The 24,270-nt window shown below is 62.9% G+C and carries 17 protein-coding genes; 5 read left to right on the top strand and 12 right to left on the bottom strand.

The features are described 5' to 3' along the window. Positions 1-34 precede the first annotated feature (34 nt). Complete coding sequence (locus AC1RLZ_RS12560) at positions 35-1,423, bottom strand: efflux RND transporter periplasmic adaptor subunit (RefSeq protein ID WP_493188885.1); 1,389 nt, start codon at positions 1,421-1,423, stop codon at positions 35-37. After that, positions 1,413-2,837 carry an efflux transporter outer membrane subunit gene (locus AC1RLZ_RS12555; RefSeq protein WP_371421464.1) on the bottom strand — a complete coding sequence of 475 codons (1,425 nt, stop codon included), beginning with the start codon at positions 2,835-2,837 and terminating at the stop codon, positions 1,413-1,415. The genes AC1RLZ_RS12560 and AC1RLZ_RS12555 overlap by 11 nt, the downstream gene beginning before the upstream one ends. A 309-nt stretch (positions 2,838-3,146) precedes the next feature. Between AC1RLZ_RS12555 and AC1RLZ_RS12550 the strand changes: the two genes are divergently transcribed. The 3 genes from AC1RLZ_RS12550 to AC1RLZ_RS12540 all read left to right on the top strand — a co-directional run bounded on the left by AC1RLZ_RS12550 (position 3,147) and on the right by AC1RLZ_RS12540 (position 5,965). Further along, a complete protein-coding gene (locus AC1RLZ_RS12550; protein WP_493188884.1) occupies positions 3,147-3,464 on the top strand; it encodes a hypothetical protein in 318 nt (105 codons plus the stop codon). Positions 3,465-3,572: 108 nt separating this feature from the next. Continuing rightward, the gene (locus AC1RLZ_RS12545) at positions 3,573-4,802 is read left to right on the top strand and encodes a class I SAM-dependent methyltransferase (RefSeq protein ID WP_493188883.1); all 1,230 of its coding nucleotides are present in this window, start codon (positions 3,573-3,575) and stop codon (positions 4,800-4,802) included. 122 nt (positions 4,803-4,924) lie between these two features. After that, on the top strand, positions 4,925-5,965 hold the full coding sequence (locus AC1RLZ_RS12540; RefSeq protein ID WP_493188882.1) for a cysteine synthase A: 1,041 nt from the start codon (positions 4,925-4,927) through the stop codon (positions 5,963-5,965). 11 nt (positions 5,966-5,976) lie between these two features. Here AC1RLZ_RS12540 and AC1RLZ_RS12535 read toward each other — a convergent pair whose 3' ends face one another. The 4 genes from AC1RLZ_RS12535 to AC1RLZ_RS12520 are packed head-to-tail and all read right to left on the bottom strand — an operon-like array spanning position 5,977 to position 10,489. Then, positions 5,977-6,723 carry an amino acid ABC transporter ATP-binding protein gene (locus AC1RLZ_RS12535; protein WP_493188881.1) on the bottom strand — a complete coding sequence of 249 codons (747 nt, stop codon included), beginning with the start codon at positions 6,721-6,723 and terminating at the stop codon, positions 5,977-5,979. A gap of 6 nt (positions 6,724-6,729) precedes the next feature. Beyond that, a complete protein-coding gene (locus AC1RLZ_RS12530) occupies positions 6,730-8,250 on the bottom strand; it encodes an amino acid ABC transporter permease (protein WP_493188880.1) in 1,521 nt (506 codons plus the stop codon). Further along, positions 8,247-9,458: an amino acid ABC transporter permease gene (locus tag AC1RLZ_RS12525; protein ID WP_493188879.1), complete on the bottom strand. Its 1,212-nt coding sequence runs from the start codon at positions 9,456-9,458 to the stop codon at positions 8,247-8,249. Before AC1RLZ_RS12525 ends, AC1RLZ_RS12530 begins: the two co-directional genes overlap by 4 nt. A gap of 14 nt (positions 9,459-9,472) precedes the next feature. Beyond that, positions 9,473-10,489, bottom strand: a complete 1,017-nt coding sequence (locus AC1RLZ_RS12520; RefSeq protein WP_493188878.1) for an amino acid ABC transporter substrate-binding protein — start codon at positions 10,487-10,489, stop codon at positions 9,473-9,475. A 338-nt stretch (positions 10,490-10,827) separates the two neighbouring features. Between AC1RLZ_RS12520 and metC the strand changes: the two genes are divergently transcribed. Next, positions 10,828-12,024: a cystathionine beta-lyase gene (metC, locus tag AC1RLZ_RS12515; protein ID WP_493188937.1), complete on the top strand. Its 1,197-nt coding sequence runs from the start codon at positions 10,828-10,830 to the stop codon at positions 12,022-12,024. Positions 12,025-12,049: 25 nt separating this feature from the next. On the opposite strand, the gene AC1RLZ_RS12510 is transcribed toward metC, so the two are convergent. The 6 genes from AC1RLZ_RS12510 to AC1RLZ_RS12485 all read right to left on the bottom strand — a co-directional run bounded on the left by AC1RLZ_RS12510 (position 12,050) and on the right by AC1RLZ_RS12485 (position 23,286). Continuing rightward, on the bottom strand, positions 12,050-12,388 hold the full coding sequence (locus tag AC1RLZ_RS12510) for a lipid-A-disaccharide synthase N-terminal domain-containing protein (RefSeq protein ID WP_493188877.1): 339 nt from the start codon (positions 12,386-12,388) through the stop codon (positions 12,050-12,052). Continuing rightward, a complete protein-coding gene (locus AC1RLZ_RS12505) occupies positions 12,389-13,144 on the bottom strand; it encodes a glycosyltransferase family 2 protein (RefSeq protein WP_371421434.1) in 756 nt (251 codons plus the stop codon). A gap of 56 nt (positions 13,145-13,200) precedes the next feature. Next, positions 13,201-14,043, bottom strand: coding sequence for a phosphatase PAP2 family protein (locus AC1RLZ_RS12500; RefSeq protein WP_493188876.1), 843 nt, complete (start codon positions 14,041-14,043; stop codon positions 13,201-13,203). Then, entirely contained in the window at positions 14,043-15,785 is a 1,743-nt protein-coding gene (locus AC1RLZ_RS12495; protein WP_493188875.1) for an ArnT family glycosyltransferase, read from the bottom strand. Before AC1RLZ_RS12495 ends, AC1RLZ_RS12500 begins: the two co-directional genes overlap by 1 nt. 50 nt (positions 15,786-15,835) lie before the next feature. Then, complete coding sequence (pbpC, locus tag AC1RLZ_RS12490; RefSeq protein WP_493188936.1) at positions 15,836-17,869, bottom strand: penicillin-binding protein 1C; 2,034 nt, start codon at positions 17,867-17,869, stop codon at positions 15,836-15,838. Positions 17,870-18,066: 197 nt separating this feature from the next. Beyond that, positions 18,067-23,286, bottom strand: a complete 5,220-nt coding sequence (locus AC1RLZ_RS12485; RefSeq protein ID WP_493188874.1) for an alpha-2-macroglobulin family protein — start codon at positions 23,284-23,286, stop codon at positions 18,067-18,069. A 506-nt stretch (positions 23,287-23,792) separates the two neighbouring features. Between AC1RLZ_RS12485 and AC1RLZ_RS12480 the strand changes: the two genes are divergently transcribed. Next, positions 23,793-24,146, top strand: coding sequence for a hypothetical protein (locus AC1RLZ_RS12480; protein WP_371421430.1), 354 nt, complete (start codon positions 23,793-23,795; stop codon positions 24,144-24,146). Positions 24,147-24,270: the final 124 nt, after the last annotated feature.

Below are 24,270 nucleotides of genomic sequence, written 5' to 3'. Positions count from 1 at the left end.
TCAACTCAAGCGATCGATCGTGCGAACATCATGGCTACTTCGCTCCCGATGGCGCGGCGCTCGGGCCGGCTGGGGGCGGCGTCTGGCCAATCGGCGCCTGCGGATTGCTCGCCCCGCCCGCCCCCCCCGAATTCTGGCCGCGCTTGCCACGACGCTCGCCAGCGTCGTTGCCCTTGCTGCCTCCCCGCTTGCGAGGCGCCAGATCGGCGGTCGGCTCCTGATCGTTGGTGCCGATTGATACCTTCGATCCCTCTGCGAGATTGGCAAAGCCCGTGGTGACAACACGGTCGGTTGCCGCAAGGCCCTTGGCGATGACGGCCGTGGTCTCGTTCTGTTGCGTGACGGTCACCGGCACCGCCTTGACCACGTCGCCCTCGCCGATCACGTAACTGAACGTGCCTGCGGGACCGCGCTGCACGGCCGAGGTCGGCACCACCATCGCATCCTTCAGCGTCTCGACTTTCAGCCGCACATTGACGAACTGGCCGGGCCAGAGCTGATAATTCGGGTTCGGGAATTCGGCCTTCAGCTTCACCGTGCCGGTGGTTGTATCGACCTGATTGTCGATGCCGGTGAGCGTACCGGTGTCGATGACGGTGACGCCGTCATTGCCGAACACATCGACCATCAGTGTGCCCTTGGCGGCAGCGGCATTGGCGCGGACGATCTGCTGCTGCGGCAGGCTGAACAGCACCGCGATGGGCTGCAACTGCGTGATCACGACGAGCCCCGTCGTGTCGGACGCGTGGATGATGTTGCCCTGATCGACCTGGCGCAGGCCGGCCCGGCCGGACAGCGGCGCGACGATCTTGGTGTAGCTCAGCGTCGCGGCGGCATTGTCGATGGCAGCCTGATCGGCATTCACCAGCGCCTCCTGCTGGGCGACCAGTGACTTCTGGGTGTCGGCCTGCTGCTTGGAACCGGCGTTTGACGTTGCAAGCTGCTGGTAGCGGATCAGGTCGAGCCGCGCATTGGCCAGCGTCGCCTCGTCCTGCGCCTTCTTGGCGACGGCCTGATCGTACAGCGCCTTGTAGAGCACCGGGTCGATCTCGCCGAGCACATCGCCGGCCTTGACGTCCTGGCCTTCCTTGAAATTGACCTTGATCAGTTTGCCGTCGACCTGCGCGCGCACGGTGACGTTGTTCAGGGCCTTCACCGAGCCGACGCCATCGAGATAGACCGGTACGTCCTGGATCTTCGGCGTCGCTGCCAGCACCGGCACGGTCATCATATCGGGCCGGAAGCCGCCGCGGCTGGCCGTCTGCCGCTGCTGGAACGCATTCCAGCCGATATAGCCGAGCCCGCCGAGGATCAGCAGTGTCACGGCGATCGACACCGTGCGTCGGCGCGCCTTGCCGGCGACCTTGGCGACACCGTCGCCCGTCGCTTTCGCGGCCTCTTTCAAATCCGGCTTAAAGAGCATTGACCGGTCTTTCCATTTTCGGCTCCCAGCCGCCCCCCAGCGCCTGATAGAGACTGACGATGGCCTGCAGCCGCGCCAGTTGCGCCTGCGACAGGACGTCTTCCGCCTGGAACAGCGTCAGCTGGGTGTTTAGCACAGTTACGATGTCAGCGGTTCCCGCGCGCAATTGCTGCTCGGACAGCTCGAAGGCCCGCTTCGACGCCCGGACCACCTCGCGCTGCAGCCGCAGCCGCTCGGTGGTCTGGCGAATCGCGACCAGCGCGTTGTCCACGTCGGCGAAGGACTGCACGACCGTCTTGCGATAGGTCTGCAGCAATTCGTCCTGCCGCGCCTGGGTCAGCTCGAAATTGCCCTGGATGCGCCCGCCGTCGAAGATCGGCTGGGTCAGGCCGCCCACGAGGCTGAAGAAGGCGGCATTGGGCTGAAAAAGTGAGGCCAGCGCCGCGCTCTGATAGCCGCCGGAGCCGGTGAGCTGGATCGAGGGAAAGAACTGCGCCCGGGCGCTGCCGACATTCGCCGTGGCCGAGGCCAATTGTGCCTCCTGCCGGCGGATATCCGGCCGCTGGGTCAACAGCTCCGACGGCAGGCCGGGCGTGACGCGCGGGGCTGCGATATTGTTCAGCGAACCGCCGGCCACGCGCACGCTTTCGGGGGGCCGGGACACCAGCGTCGCGAGCGCATTGACGTTCTGCGCCAGCGTGGTCCGCAACGGCGGCACGGCAGCGCGCTGATTGGCCAGCACGCTTTCCTGCTGCGCGACATCGAGATCACTACCGGTGCCAGCGCTGAAGCGCTGCTTGATCGCATCGAGGATGCGTTGCGCGCTGGCAATGTTACGCTCGGCGGTGCGAATGCGGTCCTGCGAGGTCAGTACCTGGAAATAGGCATTGGCGACAGCGGCCATGGTGGTCAGTGCCACCACGTCGCGATCGAACCGGTTGGCCGTGGAAGTCTCTTCCGCGGCCAACGCCGCGTCGCGATTCTTGCCCCAGAAATCGATCTCGTAGCTCGCCGACAGCGAAGCCGAGTAGGTCACCACCTCACGGCCGCCATTGGTCAAGCCGCTGGAACTCGAGCCGGACGTCCGCGAATACGTCTCCTGCCCGCCGCCGCTCAGGCTCGGCAGCAGCGCGGCGCCGGTGATTCGGGCCTGCGCATCGGCCTGAATGATTCGCGATGTTGCCGCAGCGATGTCGAGGTTGACCGTCTGGGCCTCCTCCATCAACTGCGTCAATTCTTTCGAACGGAAACCGCGCCACCAGTCCAGCGTTGGCGTAGCGCCGTTGGGATTGGCCAGCCGTGCCGCCTTGTAGCCCTCCGGAATATCGAGGGCCGGATCGGGCAGATCCTTGGTCAGGATACAGCCGGCTGAGCTCGCGACAACCGCGAAAGCGAGGACCGAACGCCCGATCATTCTTGCAAACACGTGTCTCACCGCACGAACGCCCGGACACGGCTCCGCCGCAGGCGCGTTGCGCCGAACTTTCGGGCGTTAGGGTATCCAGACTGAGGCACGTTCACCGGATGATTCTTGATCAATGAAACGAGCGGGTATTCTAGCCGACCGATCATGCTGCGGACAGTCTTCTTACGTGTCGGAACGTGCAAGTGGCATCAAAGTCAGATGCCCGCGAATGAGCCGATTTGCACAGATTCCCCCTATTTTATTGGGCTTTTGGGCCGCTGACGGACGCCTCCGGCAGGTCGGGCTTACGAAGATTTCATGTGTTCGTTTATTGCTGACGCCAAGATCGCGTTCCCTTGCGCCATCGGCGTCATTTTGAAACCCGCGGGAGATGCCAACCGCGACCTTGTTGAACCGTCGCAAGACATTGCCGACGATGACGCCAGGGTGTTCGCGGCGCGAATGCGCTTCGACGAGATTCGGGGCGAGCACCACACCAAGTTCTGCGACGCGTGGACCGGTTATTGGATCAAGGGCACACGCCTGGTGTCTCGTGAAGCAGGCCACGCGAGAAATACCGGCTTGGCGAGTAAACCAAGCCGCGCTTATACTCCTGTCAAATCGTTCGCGCGTTGATCGGATTTTGCAACGCACAAGGGCGGTCCTGTCCGACAGAAGAGCGGCCGCATCCATCCATGCGACTTGAATGCGAACACAGAACCACGAACTCCCCTGGATCTGCGCATGCCTGACCTGATCGTTCTTACGCCGGAAAATGTCGACAAGGCGCTGCCGGATTTGCCGCGCATCGTCCGGCTCGCGCTTGGTTTTGGCTCACGCCTGCGGCGCGGCACTCTCGACGTGACACTCCCCGATGGCCGGCGTGTCCGGCTGGGCGGCATGGAACCCGGTCCCGCCGCAGAGATGACGATCAGCAGTTACGCATTCGCGGCGCGTCTTCTGAATGGCGGCGATATCGGCATCGCGGAAGCCTATCTACACCGCGAATGGGACACGCCGGATCTCACGCAATTCCTGTATCTGTTCTGCGTCAATCACGATCTCATTCAGGTGATGCTCGGCAACAATCCGCTGATGCGCTTCGTCCAGATCGTTCGCCACTGGTTCAACCGCAACACCAAGCGGCAAGCTCGCAAGAACATCTACGCGCATTACGACATCGGCAACGCGTTCTATTCCGCGTGGCTCGATCCGAGTATGACCTATTCGTCGGCAATTTTCGAAGACGGTGCGCAGGATCTCACCGCCGCGCAAAATAACAAATATCGCCGGCTTGCAGAAGCAATCGATCTGAAGCCCGGCCAGAAGGTGCTTGAGATCGGCTGCGGTTGGGGTGGCTTTGCCGAATATGCCGCGAAGAACTACGGCGCTCATGTCACCGGTCTCACCATCTCGACCGAGCAGCGCGATTTCGCACGCAAGCGAATGCAGGACGCAGGCCTTGACGACAAGGTCGAAATCAAATTCCAGGACTATCGCGACGAGCGCGGCCGGTACGACCGCATCGCCTCGATCGAGATGATCGAGGCGGTCGGCGAGCAGTTCTGGCCGCATTATTTCTCACAATTGCGCGACCGCCTGCTGCCTGGCGGGCTGGTGGGCATTCAGGCCATCACGATCCAGGACAGGTTCTTCCAGACCTATCGCCGTGAGGTCGACTTCATCCAGCGCTATGTCTTTCCCGGCGGCATGCTGCCGACGCCCGAGATCCTGAAATCCCTCGGAGCCAAATACGGCGTTCCTGTCATCAAGGAGCGCATTTTCGGACTGGATTATGCCAAGACGCTGGCCACCTGGAGAGATAGTTTCCGCGCGGCGTGGCCAAGTCTGACGCCGCTCGGTTTCGACGACCGGTTCCGGCGACTGTGGGAATACTACCTGGCCTATTGCGAGGCCGGTTTCCTGTCCGGGAATATCGACGTTCGCCAGGTCGTATTCGCAAAAGCTCCATAGCCCGCGCCCTGGACTTTCCGCACTGCGGCAGATCTTGAGACGGGACCCTTCCCTTGTATGGCACTGCGGCCTCTACTAGGGTCGCGACAAGATCGATAACCCGAGCGAAGAATTTCAGCACCATGACCTTCAACAAAGACGTCGTCGAGGCGATCGGCAACACGCCTCTGATCAAGCTGAAGCGCGCATCCGAACTGACCGGCTGCACCATTCTCGGCAAGGCCGAATTCATGAATCCCGGCCAGTCGGTGAAGGACCGCGCCGGCAAATGGATGATCCTTGAAGCCGAGAAGCGCGGCGATCTCAAGCCGGGCGGTCTCATTGTCGAGGCGACTGCGGGCAATACAGGTATCGGTCTCGCCGTCGTGGCGAGCGCGCGCGGTTATCGCACGCTGATCGTGATCCCGGAGACGCAGAGCCAGGAAAAGAAAGATATGCTGCGGCTCAACGGCGCCGAACTGGTCGAAGTGCCGGCGCTGCCGTTCGCCAATCCGAACAACTATCAGCATGTCGGACGACGGCTCGCAGATCAGCTGCGCAAGACCGAGCCGAACGGCGTTCTGTTTGCCGACCAGTGGAACAACCTCGACAACGCCAAAGCCCATTATGAATCGACCGGTCCCGAGATCTGGGAGCAGACTGGCGGCAAGGTCGACGGCTTCATCTCGGCAGTGGGCACCGGCGGCACGCTGGCGGGCACGACCCGTTACCTCAAGGAAAAGAACACCAACATCGTTACGGCCTGCGCCGATCCAAATGGCTTTGCGATGTATAACTGGTTCAAGCATGGCGAAGCCAAGTCCACGCCCGGCGATTCCATCACGGAAGGCATAGGGATCGGCCGCGTGACGCCGGTCATCGAAACCGCAAAGGTCGATACCGCCTTCCTGATCTCTGACGAGGAAGCCGTCGCCGTCATCTATGACCTGCTCCAGCACGAAGGCCTCTGCCTTGGCGGTTCGACCGGCATCAACATCGCAGGCGCTATCCAGCTCGCAAAGGAGTTGGGGCCCGGCAAGACCATTGTGACCATTCTCTGCGACTCCGGCGGCCGCTATCAGTCGAAGCTGTTCAATCCCGACTTCATGCGCAGCAAGAACCTGCCGGTCCCGGCATGGCTGGAGAAAAAGAGCGATATCTCGGTGCCGTTCGAGAAAGTCTGAGGCGCCGAGCCTCAGCGAAGAATCTGGCTCAGGAACAGCTTCGTCCGGGCATGCTGCGGATTGGCGAAGAACTCGTCCGGCGCATTCGCCTCGATGATCTGTCCGGCATCCATGAACACCACCCGGCTGGCGACTTCCCTGGCAAAGCCCATCTCGTGGGTGACCACCAGCATGGTCATGCCCTCGCCGGCAAGATCGACCATCGTGTCCAGCACTTCCTTGACCATTTCCGGGTCCAGCGCCGAGGTCGGCTCGTCGAACAACATCACTTTCGGATTCATCGTCAACGCACGCGCGATCGCCACGCGCTGCTGCTGGCCGCCAGAGAGCTGACCGGGATAGGCATTGGCCTTGTCCGGAATGCGTACCCGCTCGAGATATTTCATCGCCGCGGCATCTGCGTCCTTCTTCGGCATGTGCCTTACCCAGATCGGCGCCAATGTACAGTTCTCCAGCACCGTCAGATGCGGAAACAGGTTGAAGCTCTGGAACACCATGCCGACGTCGCGTCTGACATCATCGACGCGACGCAGATTGGGGCCGAGTTCGATGCCATCGATGGTGATGCGGCCCTCCTGAAATTCCTCCAGCGCATTGATGCAGCGGATCAGCGTCGATTTGCCTGAACCCGACGGGCCGCAGATCACGATACGCTCGCCGTGGCCGACCGCGAGATCGATGTCGCGCAGCACGTGGAAATCACTGAACCATTTGTTGAGACCGGCAATCGAGACGATGGGATTTACGGATACGGACATGTTACCTCAACTCCGCCGATGCGCATTGAGCCGGTGCTCGACGAACAGCGAATAGCGCGAGATGCCGAAGCACATCACGAAATACATGATGCCGGTAAAGGCAAAGCCGGTGAACAAGGTCGTTGGCGTCGACCAGCTCGGATCTGCGAAGGCCGCGCGGAGCTGACCGAGCAGATCGAACAGCGCCACGATCGACACCAGCGACGTATCCTTCAGAAGCGCGATGAAGCTGTTGACGAGGCCAGGAATGACATGGCGCAGCGCCTGGGGCATCACCACCAGACGCGTCGTCTTCCACCACGAGAGACCCAGCGCACTCGCCGCCTCCGCCTGCCCGCGCGGGATCGCCTGCAATCCGCCGCGGATCACCTCGGCATTGTAGGCGCCTGCAAACAGCGCGATGCCGATCAGCGCGCGCACAAGGCCATCGACGGTGAAAGTGCCCGGCAGGAACAGCGGCAGCATGTAAGTGGCAAAGAACAGCACGGTGATCAGCGGCACGCCGCGCCAGAACTCGATGAAGGCAATCGAGAACAGCCGGATCAACGGAATGGTTGAGCGCCGCCCCAGCGCCAACGCGATACCGACAGGCATGGACGTGACGATGCCGGTGATTGACACCACTAGTGTCACCAGCAAACCACCCCATAGCCGCGTATCGACGATGGGCAATCCGCCGCGATTGAGCCGCAGCAGGGCAATGACGATAGCGATGCCAATAAAGATGGAGACACTATTGGCCAGCGCATGCCAGCCGCTCCGGACATGGCCATTCAACAGGAAAATGAGCAGCGACACCACGACGGCGGTTACCGTCAGTTCGAACCAGACCGGCGAGCCGTTGTTAACGCCCTGGTTGCGCAGCCAGTCGAACGGCAGCGCGACGAGTTGCAGGCCGTCGCCGAATGCCACGATGCCATTGCCGATCAACGTAAGCGGATAACCGATGACAGCAACATCGGACAGAAGACCCAAGCCCCTGAGCCGGCGACCGATATCCATGAGGTGAACCGCGACGGTCGACAGCAACTCCGCGGCCCAACTGATACCGAATCCATTGATGCCGCCGCCATACAGCAGGAAGAACGCCACGAGGGGGAAGGCAAGGAAGAACAGTCCGGCATTCACACTCTTCGCGGGCAGACGCGGGATCAACAGCGGCAGAAGTAATAGTGCACCGAGCAAGAATGTCAGGTTGACGCGCCAGCGTTCCGGCTCGGGATAGAAGCCGTAGATGAACTGCGTGAATTTGGCCTGCACGAACGGCCAGCACGCGCCCACGGGGCGACCGACACTCTCCGGCAAACACGCGGTTCGGTCCTGCCCCTGCCAGACGGCGTCGATCAGCAGGAATTTGACTGTGGGGACAATCGTGAACCACAGCAGCAACAGGCTCACAACAGTCAGCAGAATATTGGTCGGTGAATTCAGCAACCGCGCCTGCACAAAGCCTATGACGCCCGTGCTGCGCACCGGCGCGGCGCGCTCCGCGATCAGTTCTTTTGCAACGAAGCTGGTGTCGCTCATGCGCCCATGCTCCGCGAGATCCGCCAGCCATAGACGCTCATGAGGGCGCTCGTGACCAGCGAGATCGCGAGATAGACCGCCATGGCGATGGCGATGATCTCGATGGCTTGCCCGGTCTGGCTCATTGTCGTGCCAGCGAACACCGACACCAGATCGGGATAGCCGATGGCGACGGCAAGCGACGAGTTCTTGGTGAGATTGAGATACTGGTTGGTCAGCGGCGGCAGGATCACGCGCATCGCCTGCGGCACCACGATCAGGCGCAGCGTCGCACCACGCGAGAGCCCGAGCGATGCCCCCGCCTCACTCTGTCCCTTGTGCACCGACTGGACGCCGGCACGGACGATCTCGGCGATGAAGGCGGCCGTATAAGTCGAGAGCGCCAGCGTCAGCGCGACGAATTCTGGTAGGACGCGCAGACCGCCTGAGAAATTGAAACCTTTCAATACGGGATACTCGAATGTCACTGGCTTGCCGAGCACAAGCGCCGTCAGAAGCGGCAAGCCGACCAGCAAGCCCAGGGTCGTCGGCCAGACGGCTATCACACGCCCCCTGGCGAAGAGCTGCTGCCGCGCATAAACGCGCAACACCGGCGCGGCGATGATCGCAACGATCACTGCAACCACGAACGGCGTAAAGGCCTCGGTCCCGATGGGCTTAGGCAAGCCAAAGCCCCGATTGCTGAGAAAGAAGCTGTCCAGTAGCGCGATGCTTTGGCGCGGCTGCGGCAGCGTCGCGAGCACGGCGAGATACCAAAACAGGATCTGGAACAGCAGCGGCAGGTTACGGATCAGTTCGACATAGCCGCCGGCAATGCGCGCCAGCAGCCAGTTCGGCGACATCCGGCCGAGGCCGACGATGAGGCCGATGATTGTCGCAAAGAAGATGCCTATCAGCGACACGACCAGCGTGTTCACGAGGCCGACGAAGAACACCTGCAGATAGGTGTCCGCCTCCGAATATGGGATCAGTGCCTGACTGACCGCAAAGCCCGCGGTATTCGACAGGAAGCCGAAGCCGGATGCAATTTTCTGCGCAGCCAGATTGCTGCGCGCATTCTCAACGATCTCATAGCCGACCCAGACCAGCGCCGCGACGAACAGGATCTGCAGGACAAAGCCGCTCCAGCCGGCCTGCCCGCCCAGCACCCGCCGCAATTTTGCAGCGAGTTGCAGCGGCGGCTTTCTGGCTTCGGTCGATGTCGCCACGGGCGATGATGCGCTCAGCGGATCGGCGGCGCGTATTGAATGCCACCCTTGTTCCAGAGCTGGTTCAGACCGCGCGAGATGCCGAGTTTGGAGCCGGCGCCGACATTGCGATCGAACACCTCACCGTAATTGCCGGTCGCCCTGATGATGCGCGCAAACCAGTCCTTGGTCAGGCCCAATGTTTCGCCGAGATTGCCGTCAGTACCGAAGATACGCTTCAGCTCCGGCTTGTCGGATTTCGCCTGCTCGTCGACGTTTTTCTGCGTAATGCCCAGTTCCTCCGCATTGACCATCGCGAACAGCGTCCAGCGCACCACATCCAGCCACTGATCGTCGCCATGGCGCACCAATGGGCCGAGCGGCTCCTTGGAGATCACCTCAGGCAACACCGCGTGGTCGGCAGGCACGGTGAGCTTCAAGCGCTCCGCATAGAGCTGCGAGATATCGGCGGTGAACACGTCGCAACGGCCGGACTCATAGGCCTTGATGGTCTCGTCGGCGGTCGAGAACGCGATCACTTCATACTTCATGTTGTTGCCCTTGAAATAGTCGGCAACATTCTGCTCGTTGGTGGTCCCGGTTTGCAGACAGATCGAGGCGCTATTGAGCTCGAGGGCCGAATTCACCTTGAGCGACTTGCGGACCAGAAAGCCCTGGCCGTCATAGTAGTTGATGCCAGCGAAGTTCACGCCAAGTGACGCATCGCGCGACAGCGTCCAGGTCGTGTTGCGCGACAGCACATCGATCTCGCCGGACTGCAAGGCAGTGAACCGGTCCTTCGCCGAGAGCGGCACATATTTCACCTTGGTCGCATCGTTGAAGATCGCCGCCGCGATGCCGCGGCACAGATCGACGTCGAAGCCGACCCAGTTGCCCTTGTCATCCGGCGCAGAGAAACCCGGCAACCCCTGGGTCACGCCACAGGACAGCATGCCGCGGTCCTTCACCGTCTTCAGTGTCTGCGCAGACGCGCCTTGCGCGGTCAGACCGGCCGCAAGAGCGAGAGAGAACATCAAGGTTGCGCGTTTCATGTAAGGCCTCTTTGAGAACGTCAGGACGCTCGGTCGACGCAAAGAATTGAATGACGAACCAACGGTTCCGTTCCTTAGCCGCGAATTGCCCGGCCGGAAAGGCGAACTACAGCAGAGACAATCTAAAAAGACCGGACGAATCAGCAGGAAATCGCAGATTTCGCGGCAGGCCCCCTCGACGTACCGCGCGGATCGACGAGGTCCGCAACAGAGAACGATCAGCCAGCCGGGTCAAGGGGTTGACGGCCATCCGCCGTGTCCTCTTAGTGACGGAACCAGCCATTCGGCAGCCGAGATTGCCAATGGCCTTGCAACACCTGCAGACCGGCGGCTCCATCATGACAGCTTCGAACGACAATCACGGCACAAATTCGCTCGACACGGACACAGTGATCGTCACCGCCGGCCGCGACACCAAATCGCAGCGGGGCTTTGTCAATCCGCCGGTCGTACGCGGCTCCACGGTGCTGTATCCGACCGCCGACGATCTCCATGCGCATCGCGGCGAGTTTCAGTATGGCCGCCACGGCACGCCGACCACCAAGGCGCTGCAGGAAGCATTGATGGCGCTGGAAGGCCCCAAATGCGCCGGCGTCGGGCTGGTGCCGTCGGGCCTCGCCGCGATCTCGACCGCCCTGCTCTCGGTGCTCAAGGCCGGCGATCATCTTCTCGTCAGCGACAGCGCCTATCGGCCGACGCGCAATTTCTGTAACGGCATGCTGGCGCGCTACGGCATCGAAACCACCTATTTCGACCCGCTGATCGGCGCCGGCATTGAAGCGTTGTTCAAGCCGAACACCCGGGCCGTCATGGTCGAAGCGCCGGGCTCGCAATCCTTCGAAATGCCGGATGTGCCCGTCATCGCCGGCATCGCGCATGCGCACGGCGCGCTGGTACTCGATGACAATACCTGGGCCACGCCGCTCTATCATCGCTCGCTCGAACAGGGCGTCGATATCAGTATCCAGGCGGCGACCAAATATATCGGCGGCCACTCCGACATCATGTTTGGCACCATCTCCGCCAATGAGGCAGCGTGGCCGCTGATCAGCGAAGGCATCAGGCTGCTCGGGACATGCGCAGGCCCAGACGACGTCTTCCTTGCTCTCCGCGGGCTGCGTACGATGTCAGTGCGTCTCGCGCATCATCAGCGCTCGGCGCTGGAGATGGCGCGGTGGCTGGAGACCCGCCCCGAAGTGCTGAAAGTACTGCATCCCGCTTTGCCGAGCCACCCAGGCCACGCCATCTGGAAGCGCGATTTCACCGGCGCATCGGGCCTATTCAGCATCATCCTGAAGCCATCGCCGCAAAAGGCCGTCGATGCCCTGCTCGACACCGTCAAGCTGTTCGGCATGGGCTACTCCTGGGGCGGATTCGAGAGCCTTGTCATTCCGTTCGACTGCTCGGACTATCGCAGCGCGACGACATGGGCGCCCGGCGGTCCGGCGCTCCGGTTTCATATCGGCCTGGAAAGCGTGGATGATCTGAAGGCGGATCTGGAGCGCGGCCTGGCAGCGTTCAACGCGGCGCTTTGATCGGCAAGGACGCCAGGCAAGACGCTCAGCTATCGAGCGTCTTGGATCCGGTACCGCGGTTCTTGATGATCAGCATGATGTTGCGGACATAGATCACCGTGGCAAACGCCTGGCCGAGGATGATCACCGGTTCGCGCTTGGCAACGCCGTAGATCAGCGTCATGAACCCGCCGCCCATCGAGAAGAACCAGAACGCCATGGGCACGACGCTCTGCCCGGCGCGCTCGCTGGAAATCCACTGTACGAGGAAGCGCGCGGTAAACAGCAACTGCGCGATCAGGCCGAAGGCGAGCCAGAAATCGAACTTCGCGACGAATACGTCATAGAGATAGTCGCCAAGTGCCTGGCCGTATTGAAGCAGCATTTATTTGAACTCGATTGCGACCGGCGTCGTACGCTTGCGGCGGATCAGCCACCAGACGCCAGCGAGGTCCATGATGCCGATCCAGAGACGGTCAAAGAATCCGTAATTGGACACGCCGGAATGGCGCGGCCGATCGGTGACATCGACATAGGCGATATCAAAGCCCTCACGACGCACCAGCGCCGGAAGGAAGCGATGCAGACCATCGAAATAAGGCATCGACAAGAACACATCGCGGCGGAACGCCTTCAGACCACATCCGGTATCCCGGGTACCGTCCTTGAGGATCGCATTGCGCACCGCATTGGCGATCTTGGACTGCGCCTTCTTGAAACCGGTATCCTTGCGACCGACCCGTTGCCCGGCAGCAAGGCCGACGCGGCCGCCACCGTCCTGGATCGCGGAAATCAGGTTGGGCAGGAATGCCGGATTGTTCTGACCATCGCCGTCCAGCGTCACCACGATCGCACCGCGCGCGTTGCGCACTCCCGTGCGTACGGCGGCCGACTGGCCCGCTGATGCAACGTGGTCGATGCGGCGCAGGTTACTGCGCGTTTGCATCAATTCGGCGAGCCGTGCTGGCGTCGCGTCGGTCGAGCCGTCATTGACATAGATGATCTCGTAAGGCCAGCGGCCGTCGAGCGCAGCAGTGATCTCAGCGATCAAGGGCGCGACATTGTCCTGCTCGTTGCGTACGGGCACCACAACGGAAACGTCGACGGAGGCAACTTCGGGAGCGGACAAATCGGAGCTCATGGTTGGGGGGTGGTCCTGCGGGAACTTGTCGCAGCCAGCCCAGCAAAGATCGCTTCTTATGGGGCCGCGGCCCCGCGGGCAACCCTTTTGAAATGGCTCGCGGACGGCCCGGGCAGCGGGGCGATGGTGCCGTCCTGGTGAATGGTGAAAGCCAGATGCCGGGCCGCAAACCAGTAGCGCACCGTCATGGCGCCCATCCAGCCGACCAGCCCGCCGCCGACCACGTCACTGGCATGATGCGCCAGCAACACGAGCCGGCTGGCGCAGATCGCGACGGCGTAGACGATCATCGCCGTGCGCAGCCGCGGCCATAGAGCGGCGACCGCGAAGGCCAGCGCGAAACTCGTGGTCGCATGGCCCGACGGGAAGCTGGCATAGGCCGGCGTCCAGGCAAAATGCGAGAAATTGAACGGGTCCGCCGCGCCGCTGACAAAAGGTCTGCCGCGACCGAGCGCGCCCTTGACGATTTCAGTCACAAAGACGGACAGCGCAACCGACAGGAAGACGTACTGGATCCGGGTCCCGAAGCTGACGAGCACTGCGCGCGACGTGCCATGGCGCAGCGGCGTCAGCAGCGCCAGCACGATCATGATCGCAAGCAACGCCAGCAGGACATGTTCGTCCTTACCAAAATCCGTGAAAATGCGCAGTGGCCACAGGCCAGCCGTGCCGCGCGCCGGCATCAGTCCGATCTCGGTGGCATCGACGACGAACATCAGCGCGATGATGATCACGGCGGTCATGGCGCCAAGCACCAGCGAGCGGCGCGCCCAGTAACGCGCAGCTACTGCACGCCGCGAATGCGACGGCGCGCGAACAAGCTGTGCGAAGGACTGCCACACCAGCGCAACGAGTTGCGACAGATAGGACTGAGACTCCGGCCTGTCCGGGGTGGACATCACTCGGTCCCTTCGGAGCGATAGATGGCCACCGAAATCGCTTTGCCCTGCGAGAAATTATAGCCGTCGATGCGCGTGGCCACGTTGTAGCGCAGGCCGATGGCCTCGGCGCGCATCGCGAACTGGCGCTCCGACCGCAGTTCGACAAGTGCGAAGCGGCAGCTGCCCTGCCCCAGGAAATCCGCCGCGCCCGCGCCATCGGTGAGCTGTGTGGATGTGCCGGTCATGAACACCAGGCTTGGCTCATGATATCCCGCCGCAGCAGCCTTGGGACCGACACAGACCACGTTACGCAGCGCGCGTGCGATCTGCACACTTGGAAACAAGGGTCGAAGCGACGGCAGCAACACGCCATAAAAAGCGGCGCTCATGAACAGCGAGGCCACGACCGCATTCAGCAATGAGCGTTCCGCGCGGGCGTCTTCATACAACCACCAGGCAAACAGGCCGAAGACCAGCGCCGCGGCGGCGAAGGGCCACGCCAGAAACACCGGATGGCGCACGATCGCCACGGCGCCGATCTCCGCGACCACAGCGGTCAGCACCGGAATCGCGAACCACCACGCCGCGCCCCGCGCCAGCCAGTTGCGTGCCAGCACCCGGCGCTCAAGCGCGCCGATAATGAGAATGGCGATCGCCGGATAGAGCGGCAGCACGTAATGCGGCAGCTTGGTCATCACCACTTCGAACACGATCCAGGACGGGATCAGCCAGGCCAGCAGATATTGCGCCCCGGGCTCGCGCCGCGCGCGCCAGATCGCCGGCGTGGCCATACCGGCCAGCGGTGCTCCGGGCCAGAAGGTGATCCAGAACAGCAGGAAATAGGTGCCCGGAGGCGCGCCGTGGGACTCCTGCGCGGCCAGCTTGCTCAGCATGTCGCCGCCGAGCGAATTGGAGAAAAACGCCTGGCCGGATTTGAGGAAGATCGCGACGAACCAGGGCAGCACCAGCAGCAGCATCCAGACCACGCCGACCAGCGGCCGCAACCGCCACAGCCACGCGACCGAGCGATCCATGATCGCCAGCGCGACAACAGTTAGCCCGACGAACATCAGGATCAGCGGTCCCTTGACGAGAATGCTGATCGCCATCGCCGTCCAGAACACCGCCGGCTCCTGCCAGCGCGACTTGTCGGCCTCCTCGCCGCGCTGCCACGCCAGGTAAATTCGGGCCATCGCGCCCATCACGGCGATGACTGTCAGCAGCAACATGGCATCTGTCTTGGCGAGGCGCGCCTCGACATTGAGCAGCACCGAACTGCACATGATCAGGCCGGCCAGCACCGCACCGCGCCGCGTCACGAAAGCCAATGCGGTCCAGTAGGTCAGCAGCACTGCACCAATGGCGCCAATCAGCGACGGCACGCGATAGAGCCAGATGCGCACTTCCGCATTCTGCAAGCCCAGCGCCTCGGCGGTCTCGACCACGGCCGCCTGCATCCAGTAGATGCCGACCGGTTTCTTGTAGCGGACCTCGTCCTGGAACCGGATGTCGACGAAATCGCCGGTCTCGACCATCTGCTTGGTCGCCTGCGCAAAGCGGGCTTCGTCGCGGTCGATCGGCGGGATGGTGAAGAAGCCCGGCAGGAAGAACAGGAACCCGACAATGGCCAGGAACGCGACCGCGCGAGCGTGACTTAAGCTCGCAAAGTCCAGCACGCGCACCAGCTTCCCGCCCGGATCAACACGGGTTTTCGGCTCGCGCGGGGCGCCAAATCGGGGTCTTGGATAGGTCTCGGCCATGCCTGTCGCATACGCTGAAACCACCGACCGGACAACCAGTTAGCCGGAGCTTATTGAATTCTGACCACAACTGTGTCCGCCACGCCCATGGCGTCCATGACCGTCAGCCTGACGAAGCCCGGACCGGGCGGGTCGATCAGCCGCTGGCGCCGGCTGTCGAGCTCGCCGACCGCCACGCCGTTGACGAGCATGGTCATGGGCGCGACCCCGCCGGCCACCTTGACCGGCACGGCCGACAGTGCATTTTCGCCGGCACTGGCGTCGATCCGGGAACCGTTCAGCGGGAACTGGATATGAAGGGCCTGATCGCTGCCGGTCCGGATCAACTCACCGACCGGCCGGAACCGACGCAGCGGCAGCGGTAATTTAGCGTTGCTGGCCATTAGCGCCCCCTTGGGGGCCTTGGGCAGCGGTGCCGGCAGCTTACCGGTGCGGGCAAAGGCATCGAACAGAATCGGAGCTGCGGCCGTGCGGCCAACCAGTCCCGACACCGGCGCGCCATCCGGACGGCCGACCCAGACACCGATCGTCATGCGGCCATCGAAACCGACCGACCAGGCATCGCGATAGCCGTAGCTGGTGCCGGTCTTGAAGGCGATCCGGTTATGCGCCGCATTCTCGGGCGGCGGCGTCCCAATCAGGACATTGCCGACCTGCCAGGCCGCGACCGGATCCATCAATCGCAAAGGCTCGCGATCGTCGCCGCCATTGGCCTGCATGATCTCGCGCAACGGTTTGGCGCTGCCGAGCCGGGCCACACCCGTATAAAGCTGGACGAGGTCCTGCAGCGTAATGCCGACGCCGCCGAGGCCCATGGCCAGTCCGGGCGTCTCGCCCGGCGGCAGCACCAGATTGCCACCGGCCGGTTTCAGGCGTGACGACAAGCGCGATGCGCCGACGCGATCGAGCAGCGCAATCGCCGGCACATTCAGCGACAACTGCAGTGCTTTCCGGACCGACACAGTACCCTGAAAACTCATATCGAAATTCTCCGGCGCATAAGTGCCGAAGCGAACCGGCCGATCCTCGATCAGGCTTTCCGGATGCACGAAGCCATCTTCAAAGGCGAGGCCGTAGATGAACGGCTTCAGTGTCGAGCCCGGCGAACGCACCGCGCGGGTCATATCGACCTGTCCGGCGCGGCGATCATCGAAATAATCGGGCGAGCCGACATGAGCGAGCACGTCGCCGCTCTCGTTGTCGACCGCGATCAGGCCGATGGAGATGTTGTTGCCCAGCGCCGCTGCGCGGTCACGGGCGAGGCCTTCCAGCGCGCGCTGGATGCCAGCATCCAGTGCCAGCTTGATGACGGGACGATCCCTGTGCAGCAACGTCGCCTGGTCCGCCGAATGCGGCGCCAGGATTGGCATCGGCTTGCGCAGCTTGGGCACGCTAGTGGCCCTGGCCTGTATGGCGTCGGAGGCGGAGACCCTGCCCTCACTCACCATGCGTTCCAGCACGCGGTCGCGCGCCACGCGAGCATTTCCGGGATGGCGATCGAGCCGGCGATGCTCAGGCGACTGCGGCAGCGCCACCAGCAGCGCGCTCTCCGCCAGCGACAGGCGCTTCGGCTCCTTGCCGAAATAGGCGATGGACGCCGCCCGAATGCCTTCGAGATTGCCGCCGAACGGCGCCAGTGCCAGATAGAGATTGAGGATCTCGTCCTTGCTCATCTGCCGTTCGATCTGCAGGGCGCGCACGGCCTGACGGATCTTTGCCGATATCGAGCGCTGCTGGCGCGGCTCGATCAGTCGCGCCAATTGCATCGTGATAGTCGAGCCACCCGACACGATCTCGCCGCGGGTGACGAGTTGAAGCGCGGCGCGGCCGAGCGCCAGCGGATCAACGCCGTGATGGCTATAGAAGCGTTTGTCTTCGTAGCCGAGCAGCAGGTTGAGATAGCCGGGATCGACGGAGGTCTTTGCGTCGACCGGAAGCCGCCAGCGTCCATCGGCCATGGCATAGGCGCGCAGCAGTTTGCCGTTGCGGTCGATGACGGTGGTGGAGATCTCCCGTGCCTGTTCGAGTGGGAGCGGGCCAAGCGAGACCATCCATGCAGCGAAGATTGCACCACTCAGGACCATAGAAGCGGCCACAGTGACGAATGCTCGCCTGACCGATCGCCGCCGGATGAAATGCCAGCCCCTCCCCACGTCATGACCGGGCTCGACCCGGCCATCGATCTTGTCGCAGTCACCGGTCGGCAAGGTGGATCCCCGGGTCAAGTCCAAGGATGACGCCGCATGTGACGTTGGTCCCTGTGACGTGGACGTACCCTCACTCATTTCGCCTTTGCAACCTCGACCCGACCTGTCCCGGTCCGTCCGTAGCGCGACGGATTATACATGTCCTCCACATAGGCCTGCGGCAGCACGTATTTGCCGGGCGACACCGCGCGAACGATATAGGCGACCGTGAACACCGCCTTGTCGTCGCTCTTCCGGTCGATCGCCGCCGTGAAGCGATCATCGCGGAACTCGGTATTCTCCGGCTCCTCACCGTCTTCAATCCAGTCCAGCGTGCCGCTGTCCCCCGACGACACCAGATGCGGATTGTCGATCTCGAAACCGGCCGGGAGATAATCGGCCACCATAATGTGCCCGTATTCCGGCTTGGCCTCGGTGATCTTCAGCACCACGGCGAAGCGATCATTCTGCTTGGCCTTGGTGACATCGGCAGGCTTGCCGTCGAGCGTGAAGTAATTGCGCTCGATCTTGAAGCCGTTCGATGCAGCCGGTTCCGCTGTGATCGGCGAACCGGAGACCGAGACAACGGCCTGCACCGGTGTATCGCCGGTGTTGGTGATCTTGATCGGCTGCCCCGCCATCTCCGCGGCCTTGTAGCTGCGATAGAGCGCGGTCTTCACCGGCGAACCGTTGACGTCGAGCGCCAGCGTATTGGCTTCCTTGGCCAGTGCACGCGACGCCAGTACCAGCCACGCATTCTCCTGCGTCGAGGTGAACGGCGTCAGGCCACGCGCCGCTTCGACGCGCTGGACGGCCTGCGTCAGCGTGGCACGCGGAGCATTGCCCTCGCTCGCCAACGAGACCAGTGCTGCGGCATCGCGCAGCGCCGAGCCGTAATCGACGCGGCCGAACTCGATGATCGGCTTCGGCGCGAGGCTTTCAACTGCTGCCGCATAGACACGCTCGGCGCGGGCACGGTCACCGACCAGCGCCAGTGCCGCCGCAAGCTGCGACTTGGCGATCGGCGTCGCCAGGTTGTTCAGCTTGGTATCGGCGAGATAGCGCAGGTCGCCGATCGGCGCGGTGCCGTTCTTGGCCAGCACATAGAGTCCGTAAGCAAGATCGCGGCCGCCGTCCTTCTCCGGCTCGTCAGCATTGACCACCGAATTACGGACGCGGTCGAGTGCAGCACGGAACAGCACGTCCGGCACCACAAAGCCCTTTTCACGGGCACGGGTCAGGAAATCCGTGACGTAAGCGTCGAGCCAGGCATCATCGCCGCCTGCGGACCACAGGCCAAACGAGCCATTCGAGCCCTGGCGCGCCAGCAGTCTGTCGATCGAGTCCTTGATACGCTGATCGACCCCGGTGTCCATCGCCAGATGCGCGCCGGCCGCGAGATCATTGACATACAATAGCGGCATCGCGCGGCTGGTGATCTGCTCCGAGCAGCCATAGGGATATCGATCCAGCGCCTTGAGGATAGTCGCAGCATCCAGCGCGGTCGACAGGCTGACCGACAGCGAAACGCCGCCGGTGCCCGTCACCAGATCGGAGAACATGTCCGATGTCAGCGTCAGGCTCTCGCCCTTCGCCAGCGTACGGATCGACCGCCGCGCCAGCACCTGCGTGGCCGCTTTGACGTCCAGAACGTAATGCCGCGCCAGTGTCAGGCCATTCGGTCCCTTGATATCGACGTCGAACTGCGCCGAGCCCGCACCCGATGCATCGATGGCCAGCGCCATGGAACTGCGCTGCTTGGCAGCCAGTTTCACAGTCGTCGCCGGATTGCCGGTGAGTTTCACGGGCCCCGAGGTCTTGACGGAGATGGTGTAGTCACCGGCCGCGCCTTCGACATTGTCGAGGTCGAAGCTCATGGTGCCTTGGTCGCCCGACAGCAGGAAACGCGGCAGCGTCGCCGTCAGCACCACCGGATCGCGCACCGTGACATCCACGGTCGCACGGCCGAGCTTGGTCGCGGTCCATGCCACGGCCATCACGCGCGCGGTGCCGGCGAATTCCGGGATCTCGAAATCAATCTGCGCGGTGCCATCTGCAGCCACAGTGACGATGCCGGAATACAGCGCCATCGGCTTCTGCGTGGGCGGCGAGCCCTCGATCTGCGCGCCGGCACTATCGCCACCGGTGCGTAGCTGACCGCGCGTGCCCTGCATGCCGTCGATCAGCTGCCCGTAGATGTCACGAATTTCCGACGTCATGCGGCGCTGGCCGAGATAATAGTCATCCGGCGCAGGCGGCTTGTAGTTGGTCAGGTTGAGAATGCCGACATCGACCGCGGCAACGACGATCTTGGCGTCCTCACCGGGATTGAGCCCGCCGACTTTCACCGGCAGCCTCAGTGTGGTGCTCGGGCGGATCAGTGCCGGCGGCGATAGAGCGACATCCAGCGTTCGCGCCTTCTTGTCGATACCGAACCACTTCAGCCCGATGGCGCGGCCCGGCATGCGCTTGGCGGCTGCGTCGAGCGGCCGGCGCAGCGTCGCCACTACATAGGCACCCGTGCCCCAGTCCTTGCCGACTGGGATCTTGATCTGCGACTGCCCTTCCTTGACCGCGACGTTCTGGGTGGTTAGCAGGCGGTCGCCGAGCACGTTGATTGTCAGAAGGCCGGCCGCGCGGGCATTGACCGAAACGGTCATGGTGTCGCCCGACAGATATTCAGGCTTGTCGATGGAGGTCTCCAGCAGGTCCGGCGTATCGGCGCTGCCGTCGGAATACCAGCCAACGTCGAACTGCACCGACGTGATCGGTCCATCGGCTTCATTGGATTTCACGTCGAGACGATAGCGGCCGGGCTGCGGCTGCAGCGAGATACGGGCCGGCGCATTGGCGGCAATGGTGAGGTCGCCATCGGCCACGCGCTTGATCGATTTGACGGGCTCGTAATCCCAGGATGAATTCTGCCGGTACCATTGGTACCGCGATTCCATTTTGAGCAATTCGTAACGCAGGCCGCTGCGCGCCAGCGAGGTTCCCTCCGGCGATACCACCACGACGTCGAACGCGGCATTATCCCCCTCAGCGACGTTCTTGTCCTTGAACAGCGGCTTGACGCCGATCATCGGCGCGTTGGGCGCGACGGGCAGCACGAACTTGCGCTCGACAGCGCGGCCACCCGCTTCAGTCATGCGAAGGAATATTTGTGCTTCCTGCGGCCGCGTCGACGACGGCGGCTTGGCGAGGCTGACCGGGAACGTGGCGACGCCATTTGCATCGGCCGCTGGCAGATTCTCGATCGGCGTGCGTTCGTTGCTGGCGCTTTCCTCGTCGGCCACGCCGAACTGGTAGCCGGTGAATCCTGGACGGCTGGCGGCTGGGCTGACAAGCAGATCGCCTTCGAGCTGCAGGCCCGACGCGGGTGCGCCATAGAGGAAACGACCATCCACCTTAAGTTCTACAGGAGCATCAGCTTTGATGAATTTGTCCTTGGAAGATATCTCGAATTCGATCCGATCCGGGACGTAATCCTCGACCATGAAAGTGGTCTCGCCGATCGATGGCGCCTTCGGATCGGTGAAGGCACGAACACGCCAGGTGCCGGTCGGAACCGCAGAATTCAGCGGCAATGTCAGGCTGCGGCCACCAGCGCCCTGATCCTGCAGGACGGCACGGCGGAACTCGACGCCATCCGGCCGTTCGACCACGAGGGTCATCGGACCGGAAGTCACGGCATTGCCCTGTCCGTCGCGCAACAGTGCGGTGAGGTAAACCGTCTCACCGGAGCGATAGACGCCGCGCTCGGCATAGACAAAGGCATCGGCACCGGCGGGAACCGCACGGCCCGAGACGCCACGATCGCTAAGGTCGAAGGCGTTCGATTTGAGACTCAGGAACGCATAGTCGTTCTTGTCCGATGTCACCGTCAGCAACGCCGGCGACAAACCGCCCTCGCCTTTGGCCATCCCTGCCTCGAACAGCACATGGCCGGAGTCATCGGTCTTCTTTGTGGCGAGTATCTCGTTGTTGCGCGCGACCAGCCGGACGTCCGCCTTGGCCATCGGATCGGTGGACGCCAGCGAATTGACGAAGACGTGGATGCCGTCATTGCCGGAGAACGCCGTGAGGCCTAAATCCGAGACGATAAACCACTGGGTCGCCAGCGAGCCGTCGTCGTCACCGCTGCCGGAGCCCGGCCCCTTCGCCGCGGCGGTCATGACATAGACGCCGGGCTGCAATTCGCCGATGGCCTGATCGACTGGAAATGCGGTGGTGACGTCGGCATTCAGCGTGGAGGCTGTGGCCAGTTCGCCGGTCCAGACCTTCACGCCGCGCTCGTCGCCGAGGCTCTCAAGCTGGTACTTGCTCAGTGCCTTTTGGAAGTCGCTGCCGATGACAGTGTTGATCAGATTGCGATCGCCGATCCGGAACACATTTACAGTGACAGCCTGGGTGTTGACCGAGACCACGGGGATGCCCTGCTGGCCTGTGCGCGGCAGCACATAGGCGCGGCCGGTGAAACGCACGAACGGCTTGCGGTCGCGCACATAGATGTTGAACTCGGCCGATTTCGACAGACTCTCCTTCACCCTGGACGGCAGGCCGGCGCGCAGGTTGATGTTGTAGCGCTCGCCATGCTTGAGGCCTTCGACGCAGAGCTGCTTGTCCTCGGAGGTCAGTGCCGGCTTGTCGCTGCCGGCGAACGCCAGGAACGGTGCGAAATCGACCCGCTTGGCGAGTTCTTCGGAGAACTGGAAACAGGCCCGTGGCGAGGCGGAATCCGAGTCCACAGTGTAATCGAGCAAGCGGAAGCCGTGATCATCGCGCAGCTTCTCGTATTGGCCGCGGACATCGGCGACTTCGCGCATCTCGAGCGACAGGCGCAGCGCATCCAGCGCCGGGCGCCACAGCTTGCGTTCTTCCATGGCACGGCCGAGCACGGCCAGCGCCTCGGCCTCCTCGCCGGCATTGCCGGCGCGCTGATAGGCGATATAGGCCGCCGTCGCCGCGCGCTCGCGCAGGAACGTCGTTTCCGAGGAGGTCGTCGGGCGGATCTGGAAGATGGTCTTGGCAAGCCGCAGCCAGTTGGCGCTGTCGTCGGGCGCAATCGCCACGATCTGGCCCAGCGTCTGCAGACCGGCGCGGAAATCGGAGCGCTTGAAGGCGGCGTCCGCGTCGGTGCGCAGCGTGGCTGCGCTCTTGGCGACCGGTCCGGCCTCCTTCTTGATCTGGGCCTCGAGCTTGATCGCGGAATCCGCCAGCTCATCCCGCCGGAAAGCCTTGTCGGCCGCGTGAGCCGAGACGAGGCCGAACGCCAGCGCGGCGCAGACAGTGACGGCGCGAACCAGACCAATCATGGACAACTCCCCTGCACGGACGAATGCCGCCTGGATTCAAATCTGCGTAAAAACGGTGACGGACTGATGGCCAGCTTGTTCGCGAGTCTCTCCACCGGCGCAACGCGAGACACGACGATCGCCGGCAACATCATGTGACGAACCTGAGTAACTCAAATCGCAACCCCACGCGCAAGCCGCGGCGCATCATGGTGGCGGGCCTTGCCGGAAGCAAAACCACGTCACTGACGATTGGTCGCCCCTGTGCGGGAAACGGTTCGAGCGCATGCCGACGATTTTGGTGACAGTTTTGCAACGCGTCCTACGGGCAAGACCGGCCGGGCCGCCCCTCATTGCCCCGCGCGTTTTAATCAAACGCGACACGTTAAGACTAAAAGCAGCCTGTTGGGGACGACCGGAGATCGCGGGTACCCAAGTCTTCCAGCTGCGGTCAGATGGGTGCGCCTTGCGGCATCGGATGATCACGGCGATCGCCGACCGCTCGGTTGTTGTGGGCGCATCGCATCATGATCGAACTGCTTCTGGCGACAAGTTCACTCGCGGGCCTCGCCGTCGGACTCGTCGGCCCCGTATGGGTCATTGTCGTGACGACCGTGCTGGTCGCCGTGATGTCAGCTGTCGCGACATGGAGCCAGGGTTTCCCGGCGCTGGGTGGTGTGGCGGTCACGACGGGATGTCTGATTGCGTGCCAGATTTCCTATATGGCCGGCCGTTTCGTGACCAGGCAATACGGCTTCCCGGAGCGGCTATTTGAGGACGAGGTCGACGGCGAGCCAGGCGATCCCCGCCAGCACGGCATCTCCAACGACAATGGCAAGGATGGCATGCCACCATCGCGGCCCCCGCCGCCGAAGCCTTAGGGGCCGCCGGTCCGCTGACCTCGACGCCGCCAAGTGATCCCCAAACGGGACAGGAATTGCGGCAGCGTTAAAGGCAAAGGCGGACGTTCGGTTTTGGGACGAAAAGCGGATCAAGTCGGCACAC

This window comes from Tardiphaga sp. GW822-FHT04G09 (assembly GCF_058800725.1).
Note: the sequence above shows the minus strand (reverse complement) of the source record. Positions and strands in the feature narration are given on the sequence as shown.

Coding starts and splice junctions, on each gene's coding strand:
- metC (WP_493188937.1), top strand. CDS start 10,828: ATGACAGCTTCGAACGACAATCACGGCACAAATTCGCTCGACACGGAC.
- AC1RLZ_RS12545 (WP_493188883.1), top strand. CDS start 3,573: ATGCCTGACCTGATCGTTCTTACGCCGGAAAATGTCGACAAGGCGCTG.
- AC1RLZ_RS12530 (WP_493188880.1), bottom strand. CDS start 8,250: ATGAGCGACACCAGCTTCGTTGCAAAAGAACTGATCGCGGAGCGCGCC.
- AC1RLZ_RS12485 (WP_493188874.1), bottom strand. CDS start 23,286: ATGATTGGTCTGGTTCGCGCCGTCACTGTCTGCGCCGCGCTGGCGTTC.
- AC1RLZ_RS12510 (WP_493188877.1), bottom strand. CDS start 12,388: ATGCTGCTTCAATACGGCCAGGCACTTGGCGACTATCTCTATGACGTA.
- AC1RLZ_RS12520 (WP_493188878.1), bottom strand. CDS start 10,489: ATGAAACGCGCAACCTTGATGTTCTCTCTCGCTCTTGCGGCCGGTCTG.
- AC1RLZ_RS12495 (WP_493188875.1), bottom strand. CDS start 15,785: ATGGCCGAGACCTATCCAAGACCCCGATTTGGCGCCCCGCGCGAGCCG.
- AC1RLZ_RS12540 (WP_493188882.1), top strand. CDS start 4,925: ATGACCTTCAACAAAGACGTCGTCGAGGCGATCGGCAACACGCCTCTG.
- AC1RLZ_RS12535 (WP_493188881.1), bottom strand. CDS start 6,723: ATGTCCGTATCCGTAAATCCCATCGTCTCGATTGCCGGTCTCAACAAA.
- AC1RLZ_RS12480 (WP_371421430.1), top strand. CDS start 23,793: ATGATCGAACTGCTTCTGGCGACAAGTTCACTCGCGGGCCTCGCCGTC.
- AC1RLZ_RS12500 (WP_493188876.1), bottom strand. CDS start 14,043: ATGTCCACCCCGGACAGGCCGGAGTCTCAGTCCTATCTGTCGCAACTC.
- AC1RLZ_RS12550 (WP_493188884.1), top strand. CDS start 3,147: ATGTGTTCGTTTATTGCTGACGCCAAGATCGCGTTCCCTTGCGCCATC.
- pbpC (WP_493188936.1), bottom strand. CDS start 17,869: ATGGTCCTGAGTGGTGCAATCTTCGCTGCATGGATGGTCTCGCTTGGC.
- AC1RLZ_RS12560 (WP_493188885.1), bottom strand. CDS start 1,423: ATGCTCTTTAAGCCGGATTTGAAAGAGGCCGCGAAAGCGACGGGCGAC.
- AC1RLZ_RS12555 (WP_371421464.1), bottom strand. CDS start 2,837: ATGATCGGGCGTTCGGTCCTCGCTTTCGCGGTTGTCGCGAGCTCAGCC.
- AC1RLZ_RS12505 (WP_371421434.1), bottom strand. CDS start 13,144: ATGAGCTCCGATTTGTCCGCTCCCGAAGTTGCCTCCGTCGACGTTTCC.